This window comes from Ohtaekwangia sp., from assembly GCF_036568665.1.
Lineage (GTDB): Bacteria > Bacteroidota > Bacteroidia > Cytophagales > Cyclobacteriaceae > Ohtaekwangia.
On the sequence record NZ_DATCSD010000252.1, the window covers coordinates 1 to 13,374 of the forward strand.

The 13,374-nt window shown below is 42.0% G+C and carries 14 protein-coding genes; 5 read left to right on the plus strand and 9 right to left on the minus strand.

What is annotated here, in order from left to right:
- A partial coding sequence (locus VIN08_RS13935) for a fructosamine kinase family protein (RefSeq protein WP_331966155.1) occupies nt 1-441 on the minus strand: 441 nt, incomplete at its 3' end.
- Between the two features lie 77 nt (nt 442-518).
- The gene (locus tag VIN08_RS13940; RefSeq protein WP_331966157.1) at nt 519-2,516 is read right to left on the minus strand and encodes a TonB-dependent receptor; all 1,998 of its coding nucleotides are present in this window, start codon (nt 2,514-2,516) and stop codon (nt 519-521) included.
- Between the two features lie 154 nt (nt 2,517-2,670).
- Here VIN08_RS13940 and VIN08_RS13945 point away from each other — a divergent pair, with 154 nt between their 5' ends.
- Entirely contained in the window at nt 2,671-2,907 is a 237-nt protein-coding gene (locus VIN08_RS13945) for a hypothetical protein (protein ID WP_331966160.1), read from the plus strand.
- Nucleotides 2,908-2,918: 11 nt separating this feature from the next.
- Here VIN08_RS13945 and VIN08_RS13950 read toward each other — a convergent pair whose 3' ends face one another.
- From VIN08_RS13950 to VIN08_RS13960, 3 genes are all read right to left on the minus strand, one after another.
- Complete coding sequence (locus VIN08_RS13950) at nt 2,919-4,154, minus strand: 4-hydroxy-3-methylbut-2-enyl diphosphate reductase (RefSeq protein WP_331966188.1); 1,236 nt, start codon at nt 4,152-4,154, stop codon at nt 2,919-2,921.
- A gap of 128 nt (nt 4,155-4,282) precedes the next feature.
- Entirely contained in the window at nt 4,283-4,456 is a 174-nt protein-coding gene (locus tag VIN08_RS13955; protein ID WP_331966162.1) for a hypothetical protein, read from the minus strand.
- A gap of 21 nt (nt 4,457-4,477) precedes the next feature.
- The gene (locus tag VIN08_RS13960; protein ID WP_331966165.1) at nt 4,478-5,959 is read right to left on the minus strand and encodes a Do family serine endopeptidase; all 1,482 of its coding nucleotides are present in this window, start codon (nt 5,957-5,959) and stop codon (nt 4,478-4,480) included.
- A 285-nt stretch (nt 5,960-6,244) separates the two neighbouring features.
- Between VIN08_RS13960 and VIN08_RS13965 the strand changes: the two genes are divergently transcribed.
- Nucleotides 6,245-6,691: a DUF6265 family protein gene (locus VIN08_RS13965; RefSeq protein WP_331966168.1), complete on the plus strand. Its 447-nt coding sequence runs from the start codon at nt 6,245-6,247 to the stop codon at nt 6,689-6,691.
- On the plus strand, nt 6,651-6,941 hold the full coding sequence (locus tag VIN08_RS13970; RefSeq protein ID WP_331966170.1) for a hypothetical protein: 291 nt from the start codon (nt 6,651-6,653) through the stop codon (nt 6,939-6,941). The genes VIN08_RS13965 and VIN08_RS13970 overlap by 41 nt, the downstream gene beginning before the upstream one ends.
- A gap of 9 nt (nt 6,942-6,950) precedes the next feature.
- On the opposite strand, the gene VIN08_RS13975 is transcribed toward VIN08_RS13970, so the two are convergent.
- From VIN08_RS13975 to VIN08_RS13985, 3 genes are read right to left on the minus strand one after another with little or no spacing between them, the layout of a single operon-like run.
- Nucleotides 6,951-7,661 (minus strand): DUF2071 domain-containing protein, encoded by a 711-nt coding sequence (locus VIN08_RS13975; RefSeq protein WP_331966173.1) that lies wholly within the window; start codon nt 7,659-7,661, stop codon nt 6,951-6,953.
- Nucleotides 7,662-7,665: 4 nt separating this feature from the next.
- The gene (locus tag VIN08_RS13980; protein WP_331966176.1) at nt 7,666-8,175 is read right to left on the minus strand and encodes a peroxiredoxin family protein; all 510 of its coding nucleotides are present in this window, start codon (nt 8,173-8,175) and stop codon (nt 7,666-7,668) included.
- 18 nt (nt 8,176-8,193) lie between these two features.
- A complete protein-coding gene (locus VIN08_RS13985; RefSeq protein WP_331966179.1) occupies nt 8,194-8,385 on the minus strand; it encodes a hypothetical protein in 192 nt (63 codons plus the stop codon).
- A gap of 232 nt (nt 8,386-8,617) precedes the next feature.
- On the opposite strand from VIN08_RS13985, the gene mfd reads away from it, so the two are divergent.
- Complete coding sequence (gene mfd, locus VIN08_RS13990; RefSeq protein WP_331966182.1) at nt 8,618-11,992, plus strand: transcription-repair coupling factor; 3,375 nt, start codon at nt 8,618-8,620, stop codon at nt 11,990-11,992.
- Here the strand turns inward: mfd and VIN08_RS13995 are convergent.
- Entirely contained in the window at nt 11,953-12,204 is a 252-nt protein-coding gene (locus tag VIN08_RS13995) for a hypothetical protein (protein WP_331966184.1), read from the minus strand. The two genes, mfd and VIN08_RS13995, sit on opposite strands and share 40 nt — an antisense overlap.
- Nucleotides 12,205-12,460: 256 nt before the next feature.
- Here VIN08_RS13995 and gldJ point away from each other — a divergent pair.
- A partial coding sequence (gene gldJ / locus VIN08_RS14000; protein WP_331966187.1) for a gliding motility lipoprotein GldJ occupies nt 12,461-13,374 on the plus strand: 914 nt, incomplete at its 3' end.

A 13,374-nucleotide genomic window follows, 5' to 3' on the forward strand; every position in this document is an offset into this window, starting at 1 on the left:
TGAAGTTTTATTGCTCTGCACGAGCGACCCTATATAGTTATTATGATCGAGCCCAAACAAAAGTGAAGTGGTTTTATGAAGTTGTGCTAACCGGTTGCCAAAATCTATCCAATGAGATTTCGTAAAGGCAGAAGGTTGATCGATATATTCTAGTAACAGGAATTGATACTCGCCATTTTCGCCCGAGCCAATAACTCCCGGTATATATATGCTTTTACTATTGCGAAGCAATTTTAGGCCTCTGGCTTCTGCAGCAAACATGCCGGGAAATCGCATACTGCTGTTCCACTTTAAAAAATAATTACCGGAAGAAGTACTCAGCTTGCCACCGTTGTTGATACAACCACCACTAGCCGGTGTGAAGGATTGGATACTTGCAGCAGACGGCTCCAGCTTCAGTAATTTCAATACACTTTCCTGTATGGCCGTTGGTATATTCATGTGTATATCTTTAGAATAAACAATAAAGGTCCGCTTTCATGTGCAGACCTTTATCATATTGTCTTTCGCTTCAGCGCTTACAGTATAATGCCTGTCTTTATACCACCATAGTAATTAATACCCGGAGCCACGTTATAATATCTTCCGAGAGGGCCGTTGAGATCATTGCCCAGGCTATATTTCACATCGAGTACGTTGTCTACACCACCAAATATATCCAGCGAAAAATGTTGCCATTGTTTTTTATAGCCGGCTCGTCCGCCCAGTAAAGAATAGCTGCTTGCGTAATCGGTGTTGGCATCGTTCACCGGTATACGATTGGTATAGCTGAACGTAGCGTTGATATATAGCCCGAGCTGTGTTGAAACGTCCAGGCCTCCAACAAAAATGTTCGGAGCAACTCCTGTAAGTTTATTGCCATTGTAACTGATGGAATCTTTTGCGTAGTTCTTAAAAGTATAGTTGTTGTAAGTATAGCTTGTCCATATTTTCAGTGACGACAGCAGGGATTGAGTTGACAGATGTGGCGACCATGCTAATTGAATTTCAGCACCTTGTTGTTTTGTTCTTCCTGCATTTACATAATACTCCGCGCCATCGTCAAGATGCCTGATAACAATCGTCTGATCGAGATTGAGGTTATATACCACTACATCATACGTAAATGAACTGTTGAGCACAGCACCGCGGATGCCGAGCTCAGAATTTTTTCCTTGTTCAGGTTTAAGACTCGGATTAAAATATCCTGCCGAGGGGAATAACTCTTGTGTAGTAGGAGGTGAGTACCCTTGGCTATAGCTCGCGTGTATAGAAAGATAAGGATTGATTTTATTCAATAATGCTATACGCGGAGAGAACACAGCACCAAATTTATGACTGCCATCCGTTGGAGGCGAGTTCGATAATGTCATGTCGTAAACATTCAGCTTATTTATACTGGCGCCAGCCGTAAGAAAGAAATTAGCAGGCAGGTAAAATTCAGCTTGTGCAAAACCAAAGTATGTATTGATCGAGATCTCATCATCGGTTTGCATGGCTCCGGTTTGTCCGCGGTTGTTATCATATACTTTTACAGGCGAGAAGCTGCGTTGATACTCAGCACCAAAATTCAATTTGCCTTTTGTAAAGCTATATTGAGTATTGGTTCGTGCGCCCATGCCTTGTTCTGCACGTTGCTCTACGTTGCGTATAGCAGGGTTGTCGAATTGTGTGAACGATCCATATACACCTGTTTTGTTAGACCACCGTTCGTTCCATTGATAGTCGTAGCTAAGTCCGGAATAGAAGGTCTTGTTATATACTGCTGCCTTTTGATCTACAGCTCCTAGATTGGGGCCTGTAGTAGGACGAGCTTGTCGCGCGTTATCATCATACTGTTGCTTGGTTAATGCTCCGGGCGTTTGATAGTATAGATCGGAGTAAAGTATATTAGCCGATAACGTTCCTTTATCATTCACGAGAAAATCAGCTTGCGTCTGTATAACATCGCGTGCCATCTGGGTTTGCTGTCTATAGCCATCCGACTGCTGATGTGCATAGAGTACTTGTATATTCGATTGCTCGCTATGTACATTAGCCTGCATGGTATAGCGCATCAATCCATAACTGCCCGCTACAGAAGATATATTTACACCGCTTTTAACAGGAGTATTCTTTAGTAACAATACACCGCCAGTGCCTGCTCCGTATAAACTTGTGCCCGGACCTTTTATAACCTCAAGTTGTTGAAATGAATTTTGATCGAGCAGGTTTAGATAGGTGTTACCACCAGCATCAGTAAAAGGGAGCCCATTCCAATAGATTTTTATGTTACGAACTCCAAAAGGCGAGCGTAGCGAACTTCCGCGTATAGCCAAACGGTAGCTGCCCGGAGAGCGTTCTTCCATGCGCACACCCGGCATGGTATTTATTGCTGAAACAAGAGAAGTATTGCTGAATCGCTCCAGATCTTTCGTTTGCAGAAGACCTATGGATGCCGGTACTTCCGATAATGGTTTGTCATATTGAAATGCTTCAATAATGACTTCATTAAGTACTTTGGTTGTATCCACTGAGCGACTTTCCTGTTGTGCCATGGTGGAAAAAGCAGGTGCGATACAAATAAAAAGAATTAAACCTCGTATCATTGTGTTTTAGGTGAAGCCTGAAATATAACAGATTAGCCCACTCATCAAAAAAACCGAACCAAAAGGTTCGTTATTAGGTTATAATTACCAAACTACAACTATCATGGGAAGACCTCCAGTATTACCGAAGAAGAAAAAAGACGGGTTTTGGCTTGAAATACGAAATAAGGGAGCAAAGTCGGGCGGTACAATTCTTATTCGCGACACATACGAAGCAATGATGCAGGCTGCCAGACAGTACGAGATCACGAAAGATGTGGTTATTTTAGGTGAACACCGTAACGGCAAGAAAGTTGAAGAAACTTCTCGCAAGAAGAAAAGTACTGCTGACGCAGAATAAGCTATCATAGCTTAAGCGTTTGAAGCACCTATAAATTTCGTCAGGACTTCGTCTACTGACTTAACAGGTTTAAAGAACTCAAGGATCCGAAGCATCACTCTGTCAACCAAAGTATCCGGACACGATGCTCCACTGGTTAACACAATCTTGACTATATTTTTATCTGGCAGGAAGGAGTGCGTCACAACGTGTTGCTTGTTGTGATAATTGAAGTGACTAATCTCCTCGTTCGACCGGATTTCCTTTTCTGAATTGATAAAGTAAGTGGGGAATTTTCGTTCGCATAGCTCAACGATATGCGAAGTGTTGGAGCTGTTGTAGCCGCCAACAACCAGCGCCAGGTCTGCATCAGTTTCCAGTAGCTGATACGTTGCATCCTGATTATCGTTTGTAGCATAGCAAAGTGTATCGCGAGTGTCAGCAAAATGCTCTTTCAAATTTTCTACGCCATATACATCAATCATAAGCTGACGAAAATAATCGGCAATAGCCTGGGTCTCGGTTGCCAGCATCGTTGTTTGATTCACAACGCCTATACGTTGCAAGTCGCGCTGCGGATCAAACCCTTCCGAATATTTAGAGGCAAATTCTTCATAGAATGCTCCGTATGGTTTTCTGCCGAGTATATATTCTCCTAACGCAACGGCATCATCCATATCGCGCACAATAACGGAATGTCCTTTCTGTGCACTATGCGAAAAAGTAGCACGCGTTTCTTCGTGCCGGGGCTTGCCGTGAATGATGATAGTATAATTTTCAGTACCGAGCTTCTCCGAACGGTTCCACACTTTTTCAACAAAGGGGCATGTGGTGTTATACTTTTGTACTTCTATACCTTTATCCAGCAGCAGATGTTCAATCTCTACAGTTGTTCCGAAGGCAGGAATGATCACTACATCGTTAGGATGTAAAGCATCCCAGGGTATAAATTGTTTGCCATCGGTATCCATGATAAACTGGATGCCGCGGCTTTGAAGATCAGCGTTTACTTCCTGGTTGTGGATCATCTGGCTTAGCAGGAATACGCGCTTGCCAGGGTTTTCTTCTAATGCACGATAGCTTATCTCGATGGCATTCTCTACGCCATAGCAGAAACCAAAATGACGGGCTATATAAAACTGAACGGGACCAAAGTCCAAAATGGTTGGCGAGAAGTCTTGTTTACGCAGATCTTTTACTCTGCGCGCTTCTTTTATTTTACCGGTGATAGATGACCGGTAATAGACAGGAATATCAAACTTTTTGATAGCAGTTCTCTTTTACACTAACTGCAAAGTTAGAGGAAGTTGAGCTCTAAACGTAAACCGCTATCCGTTAACAGAAATTTTTTTTAGCGAACTAAACTTTATCTGCTAACGGATAACGTGTAAACGATCTATGCTGCTTTGGAGAGTTTATCTTCCTTAATCTTGTTGGTTCGGATTTCCTTTTTCTCAAGATCAAACCACTTCACTTCTACGAAATTGTTTTTGATGTACTTGAGAACTTCCATCACTTTCCCATCAATCTTACTGCGAACACGTTCGCCTTTCTTAAAAAGTCTCCTCATAATTTCAAACTAACTAGTTTATTACATTCTAAAGGCATAATTGAATTCTCTTGGAACGTTTTCGTATGTGCCGGAGAGAATTACCAATTCACCAGTTTTCTTTTTCTTCAATAGTTCGTTGAACTCTTTAACGGATTTCACTGGCACCTCGTTGACTTTTGTGATAATAAAGCCTTCGCGTATGTCTGTGTACTTGGCCAGCTTCCCGTTCCCGAGTTCCTTTACCCGAACACCGTTGTTAATATCTAATTTTTTCAGAACATTTCCACTAACATCTTCAACTTCTAATCCGAGTGCAGCAAAGCCATCGCGTTCTTCAGGCTTAACTGTTCCGGTTTTTCCATCGCGATTCTTGAGAACAACCGGTAGCGTAATCTCTTTTCCTTTCCGGTTTACAGTAACATTTACTTTATCTCCCGGACGATGACGACCTATATATTCAATTAGCGCAGCACTTGTGTTGATCGGTGTTTCATCAATCTTCACTACCACATCACCTTCCCTCATACCTGCTTCTTTCGCAGAACTATGTTCAGGGAATCCGGATACATACGCGCCTGTATTTACCTGCAAATCTTTTTCTTTTACAATCTGGCTGTTCACGCTACCGATTGATATACCTAACCAACCTCGTTGCACAGTACCGAACTGAATAAGATCTTCAACAATCTTACTCACAATATTTGAAGGTACAGCAAAACCATACCCGGAGTAAGAACCTGTAGGGCTTGCTATGGCTGTGTTAATTCCGAGCAAGCCTCCGTTAAGATCCACTAAAGCACCACCACTGTTACCAGGGTTAATTGCGGCATCGGTCTGTATAAATGACTCGATTGCTGTGTTGCCTTCTTGCGAATTGCGCTGGAGAATGTTAATGCTTCTCCCTTTGGCACTGATGATGCCGGCTGTTACTGTAGAATTTAAATTGAATGGATTGCCCACCGCCAATACCCATTCGCCAACTTTAGATTTATCCGAATCTACAAAGGAAAGATGTGGAAGAGTTTTCTCATTTATCCTGATCAAGGCAATGTCTGTATCAGGATCTGTTCCTACTACTTCAGCTTTATAAGTACGGTTATCATAAAGTGTTACTTCCACCACATCGGCATCCTGCACAACGTGGTTGTTGGTAACTATATATCCATTCTCGTTAATGATTACACCAGAGCCCGAGCTCTGACTGGGGCCTTGTGGCACGCGTGGGCCAAAAAATTCGCGGAACGGATCGAAACCATCAGCAGATGATTCGCTGCGCGAAGTACCATCTTGCGTAGAGCGAATGTATACTACAGCAGGTGTTACACGTTCTGCTGTTTGCGTAAAATCAAGTGGTGCCACCTGGCTGTTTTCATCAGCCTTGTAAGTTACTTTCGATGTTGGTGCCCCATTGATATACTCTAGTTTGACACCCTGATCATCGTTGTCTAGAACTTTAAATGCGACAATCGTGCTGGCACTACCAAGCACTGCCGCCAGAAAAAGCGATGCAAATCTTTTCATAGTCACAATTTTATTAAAGCGTTTTGTTTTAATCAAAAACCGGGCAGAAAGCCTCAGCAACGAAATTTTGTCAGTTTATAGCCTCTTCACTTCCCTCGCCTTCTGCCAGATTTTTTGTTTTTGTATTCTAAGTACGAAAAGTTTCGGATTTTGGTTCAGCGATATTCAAAGCAATAAAGAAGATTTGTTGAACGGCTAAAACGGATATATAATTTTTGACTATGACATGATGATCGGTGTCAATTCTTAACTTTAATGTAAAGCTCCTGTAACCTATATCTCTGTATGAAACTCCTCTTCACCTTACTCGTTGTTTTCATAAACATGCATGTTTGCGCTCAGCAAAAAGAGTTCAACTGGCTGATTGGTACCTGGAAAATAAAGGATAAGCCAGTGTTCGAGCAATGGTCGTTCAACAAAGAGCAGCAAATATTACGGGGTGTCTCCTATAGAATAAAAAATGCGGCCGATACCGTTGTTACAGAGCAAATAGTATTGAAAGCGGAAGGAAATATATACTACTACATCCCTGATGTTGCAGGCGACCAGGGCCCGGTTCGTTTTAAAATTACTCAGCATGATAACACAATGTTTGTAGCCGAGAATTCACAACATGATTTTCCGAAGATCATACGCTATAAATTAGTGAAGGAAAACGGACAAGACGTTAATGAAGCATCTATAGAAGGAGATGGCAAAGTTATCAGCTATACGTTCGTTAGGCTGCAGTGACTATAACCCCCGCCACGGTATTTATACTTCACTCATAAAACTTTTTGAAAAAATCACCCGTCAAAAGGTAAACTTCTATTGGTCAACTCCCGTAACGATCGTAATGGCAAATACCTACACAACCTACACCATGCAGTCGAACCACGACAAAGAAACCGCACACCGCAGATTAAAAAGGCTGCGTATACTTCTTTTTATCTGGCTGATTTCTTTACTGGCTACGGTGATTTGGTTTTCGCTTACTTCCTGATAGATAGCATCAGATCGGCATTCCCTTCTTCACAACAATCTCAGAACCTTCTGCCAAAAATACCGACATAGGTTTTTGTCTTGAGAGAAAGTCAAAATTCCTGCCATATACTTTTGTGAAGTTTACATCTATAGTATAATCTCTAACCGGGTATACATTCCATCGCGGATGCTCCACAGCGTATTCGGATGTTCTGGTATCGGTGAATTTGGTGTAGCCCCAGTAATGTTCGGTGATAAATTCTTCTTCACTTCCATTAGCGATGCTGATAGTTTGAGCGGAAGATACTACTTCGAGTGAGTTCCAGTTATCCAATTTCCAACGATATGCAACGGTAAGGGTACCGGCATTTGTCTGCCATTGATGCGCCATAGGCATCGTTTGATAGTTCTCTTTATAGATTCTATTGGCCACAAAAGTAAGTGCAGGCTGTGGCACAATCTCTTTTATAAAAACAACACCGCGCTTCCACTCTGCACCGTCTTTATACTTTACATAAAAGCGAAGATTTACTTCTTCAAATGTGTGGTGGCATGGAATACGAAAACCACGTAGCCTCGTGTTTTGAAACATAAATCCCACCAGGCTTACATAACAAGTATCTTTCCACAGATCAAGTTCTGTTTTATAAGGTAAATATGGCTGAAGCAGAGCCGGGTTAACAGCATAGTTAGCCATAGCAAGTTTTCGCCATTCGGCTGTCAGGAATATTGAAGCCACGCCCTCAGATACTTTTTAATATGACAGCGATGTCTGTTTCTCCGTTAAACTTCTGGATCAGTTTGCTGTCGTGGTAAATATATACAGAGGGCGCATCGATCGGTCCGAGATTCTCTATAATCTCATTTGCTGTGGTACTTCCAAAGTGGACATTAGGTTGATTGTTCAATTTATACTCTATTGAGAATTTCTGAAGTTCTTCTGCTGGTGCCGTTGAGGTAAAATAAATCTGGTAGGCATTGAAGGCATCTATCTTTTCACTGAATTGCTTCGCCTCACGCTGGCAATGATCGCAGTCGGGCTGAAACATGATAAGTATATTCTTGCCGCTGAGACTTCTGAATGCTATGGGTTTACCATCCAATAATGTAAGGTGCATGTCGGGTAACTGCTCCATAGCTGCCGGCATGAGAGGTATATAGGCCGCCTCTGGTTGCTCCTGTTTCTTTTGTGATTGGCATGCTACAGTTAGAATAGCAATGGCTGCAATGATAAAGACTGGTATATATTTCATGTTATTATTTCTCCGTGTTTAGATGAAAAGGATCAGCAACCAATATAACACATAGCTGATAACGGAAATGCCTCCGTAGAGCTTGAATATCTTTCGTCTGTTTTGTACATCTTCCCACCACAACATGATCCACGGCTTATACAGGCCGATCAACAGAAAAATGAAAGCGGTTATACTAATGTAAAGCAATAGCTGTTGAACAAAATTCATACTCCGGGTGTTTATACGAACTGCGATGTAACAAAGTAACAGTTGCCCAGGCAAATTAATAATCAGCACAACAAAAATATAATTTGTAATAGTTGGCGATGGATTTGAGCGGCTGTTATCTTTGCAACCTTCTTTTCGTTAATCCACATATTTGCTTGCATGTTGCTGCTAATCACACGTGATGCTGGCAAATATTTTTAATGAAAAAACAAAGCTTAACAGTTAACGGTACGTGAAGGCGAGTGATTTTCTTAGTATCTATCGCGCGGATGGTTTGATAAAGACCGTGGCCGAAGGGATCAAAACGTCCAAGCCTCAAACAGTACGCGTAAAAGGACTGGCAGGAAGTCTTGATGCTGTAGTACTGGCAACAACTTTTAAGATACATCCGCAGGATTATCTTGTTATTCTGCAGGATCGCGAGGAAGCTGCTTACTTTCAAAATGATCTTCAGAATCTTCTCAATCGGGAGATCTTACTTTTTCCCATGTCGTACAAGCGACCGTATGAATATGTTGAGGTAGAGAACGCCAACATTCTTATGCGGGCCGAAGTGCTTAATCGTTTGGCCAGCAAATCATCGGCAGAGATTATTGTAACATATCCGGAAGCGCTAAGCGAGAAGGTAATCAATAAGCGATCTCTTGCCTCCAATACATTTACGATCAAGCTGAAGGAACAACTCGATATAAATTTTCTCGAAGAGTTTCTGCATAATTATGATTTCGAGAAAACGGATTTTGTATATGAAGCAGGACAGTTTGCTATACGAGGAGGTATCATCGATATTTTCTCTTTCGCTTACGAACTTCCTTATCGCATAGAGCTATTTGGTGATGAGGTGGATAGCATCCGTACATTCGAACCAGGATCGCAGTTATCGGTTGATAGCCTGGAGAAAGTAAATATCATTCCAAATGTGCAGACTAAACTTGTGCAGGAAGAACGACAATCGTTGCTGGAATTTATTTCAGTAGATACAAAGTTGTGGTTCAAAGATGTACAGTTAACGGAAGATGTAGTTCAGAAAAGTTATGATCGTGCAGAAGCATCATTCGATAAAATTTTAAAAGCTAGCGGAGCGCAAATCATTTCATCGCCCGATAAATTGTTCGATACGGGAAAAGAATTTATCCATCGCAGCACTTCTTTTACACGCATAGAATTTGGAAGTCGTTTTATACTTCCGAATGCAAACACCATAGAGTATACATCGTCAGCACAGCCCTCGTTCAATAAAAATTTTGAATTGCTTGCTGCAAATCTATATGAGCACCAGGAGCAAGGTATCAGCAATTTTATAGCAGCTGATATGCCCCGGCAACTCGAACGACTGAAAGGGATCTTCGAAGAGATCAACATGGAATTAAAATTTCAGCCGCTGGAGTTTGCACTGCGCCAGGGTTATGTTGATCAGAATCTGAAGATCATTTGCTATACCGATCACCAGATATTCGAGCGTTTTCATCGCTATAAAGCCAAGGAGAAGTTTACAAAATCGAAAGCACTCACCATGCGTGAGCTGCAAACACTGCAGCCTGGAGATTTTGTAACACACATAGATTATGGTATCGCCAAATTCGCGGGCCTTGAAAAGCGCGATGTGAATGGTCACGAACAGGAAGCTATACGCCTGGTATATCGTGATGATGATTTGCTATACGTGAGCATTCACTCACTTCATAAAATATCCAAGTATTCAGGTAAGGAAGGTACTCCTCCTATCATGAGTAAACTGGGTACGCAAGAGTGGGAAACGAAGAAATCGAAAGTCAAGAAGCGCGTTAAAGATATAGCGAAGGAGTTGATCGAGCTATATGCTAAACGTAAGACTGCTCCGGGCTTTGCGTATACACCCGATGGTTTTTTACAGGCAGAGTTGGAGTCTTCTTTTATGTATGAAGATACACCGGACCAGGCCCGTGCTACCGAAGATGTAAAGAAAGATATGCAACAACCACACCCGATGGACAGACTGGTGTGTGGTGATGTGGGCTTTGGTAAAACGGAAGTGGCAGTGCGTGCAGCGTTTAAAGCAGCATCCGAAGGGAAGCAAGTAGCCGTGCTTGTACCTACTACGATATTGGCTATGCAGCACTATAAAACTTTCCGCGATCGCCTGTCAAACTTCCCGGTGAGAGTAGAGTATATTTCACGTTTCAAGACGGATGCTGATATAAAGAAGATCATTGCCGAAACAAAAGAAGGTAAAGTAAATATACTCATCGGAACGCACCGTGTTGTGAGTAAAGATATAGAGTTCAAGGATCTTGGTCTGCTTATCATTGACGAGGAACAGAAATTTGGTGTGAAGGTAAAAGATCGTTTGAAAGAATTGAAGGTAAATGTAGATGTACTCACATTAACCGCTACACCTATACCTCGAACACTTCACTTCTCTTTGATGGGCGCGCGCGACCTAAGTATAATTGCTACGCCACCACCTAATCGCCAGCCGGTAACAACGGAGCTTCATACTTTTAACGAAGAAATCATTCGCGATGCTGTAAGTAATGAATTGCGCAGGGGCGGACAAGTTTTCTTTGTACATAATCGTGTGAGTGATATTGAGTCTGTAGCGAATGTTATATACAAGCTGGTTCCTGATTCACGCATTGGTATAGGTCACGGACAAATGGATGGCGACAAGCTGGAGAAAGTGATGGTGAAGTTTATCGAGGGGGAGTATGATGTGCTCGTCTCTACGAACATCATTGAATCAGGATTAGATATACCCAACGCCAATACGATTATCATCAACCAGGCACACATGTTTGGTTTATCAGATCTTCACCAGATGCGTGGACGTGTAGGGCGTTCAAATAAAAAAGCATTCTGCTATTTACTTACACCACCAGCTTCTGTATTATCTGCTGATTCGCGAAAACGATTATCAGCGCTCGAGGAGTTTTCAGAATTAGGAGATGGTTTTAAAGTGGCGATGCGCGATCTGGATATTCGCGGAGCCGGTAATTTGTTAGGTGCAGAGCAAACCGGATTTATCAGTGATCTTGGCTTTGATACTTATCACAAAATTCTTGATGACGCTGTTCAGGAATTGAAAGAGACTGACTTCAAAGAATTGTTTGCATCTGATCTTGCTGAGAAAGCAAAACTCATTGTGCAGGATTGTGTGATTGAAACGGATCTGGAAATTCTTATACCGGAAGTATATATAGCCAGTACAACAGAGCGCCTTCAGTTATATTCGCGATTGGATAATATTCCGGATGAAGTACAGCTTCAGAAATTTGTTGATGAGATCAGAGATCGGTTTGGTCCGATTCCTTCGTCTGTCGAAGAACTCATCAACACGGTAAGACTGCGCTGGTTAGGAGAAAAACTGGGCTTTGAGAAACTGAGTCTTAAAAATGAAAAACTCAGAGCTTACTTTATTACTACCAATGATGCGTATTTCAGCTCTGATATATTTGGGAAAGTACTATCCTTCGTCCAGAAAAATTCGAAGCAATGTAAAATGAAGGATAGTGCCGGTAAAGCGATGCTAATTGTTGACAACGTGAAGACCGTTGATTCGGCTATTGAGCTGTTAAGTGCCATGGCCGGTCAGGAAATCAAATCATCTAAAGAAATTTTATCCAGGTAAGGCTTCAACCCTACAGTATTATCAAAAGCATTGATCATTAATACTTTCTGATATTTAGGAGAGTAGAATACTTCGATATAAAAACCATCGGTGTAGTACAGAAAAACTTTGCAGTCCGCCAATACCCGTTGCATCAGATAATTTCCGTGAAATGTGATGATGTCGCATTTCTTTTCAAAAGTCATTACGCGGAAGTCTTCGAGAGTGAACATATAGATGTTTTTTGAGACCCATATTCGAAAAGCCATGCCATCCGCTTTAACCTTTGAAAATGTTAACTAAACGGAACTTCTGGCGTGTTTTGCTTCCCAAAAATGGATACTCATTTCCCGAAACAATGAAATACAACTTGTTACGTTCTATAGTACCAGTTTTCCTTTCATTAAAGATTTACTAATAACTTGCGACTGCTTGGAAAACATGGGATTATACCCTTAATTAGCATTTGGTTTAAAATCTAGAATGAAAATGAAGTATTCTTTCAGGGTTCTCTTGTATGTAGTTGGCGGATCAGTTGCCCTGTCTGCCTGCTCACTTTTTGGAGGCAAAGGCGGAAAGCCAACAGCTTCAAACCCGGGTCAGATGAGTTCAGCCACAGGCTTGGCTTATAATGACGAAGATCAGGGCGGATTTATGGTTAATCCATACGAAGGTCAGCCTGATGCACCGAACATGGTGTTCATCGAAGGTGGACGTGCCGTTATGGGTTCTTTCGAAGAAGATGTTATGTCGTATCGCGACAACATCGAGAGAACAGTTTCGGTAGCATCATTCTATATGGATGAAACTGAAATTGCCAATATCCACTGGCTTGAATACTTGCATTACCTGGCAAAAGATTCTTCACAAGAAGCATATCAGGCCGCTCTTCCTGACACAATGGTGTGGGTTGGTAAACTTGCCTTCAACGATCCTTATGTAGATCACTATTTGCGTTACCCTGGTTTCCGTTATTTCCCTGTAGTGGGTATCACCTGGAATCAGGCTAATAAATATTCAGTGTGGAGAACACGCGCAGTAAATATTAAACTTGCAGAAAATGCAGGTGAAGAATATGCAGAGAGCGATGGCCGTATTCCTTTGGAGTCTGGTATAGTAGTGCCTTCATATCGTCTCCCTACAGAAGCTGAGTGGGAATATGCTGCACAAGCATTGATCGGTACTCAGTGGTTGGAAGAAATGCAAACGCACCAACGCATCTATCCTTGGGATGGTCACGCAGTACGTAATCCATACGGAAAACAAATGGGCTTTATGCTCGCGAACTTCAAACGTGGTCGCGGTGACTATGCGGGTATAGCAGGTCGTTTGAATGACGGTGCTTTGATCACTTCCTATATATATGAATTCCCTCCGAACGATTACGGTCTATATAACATGGC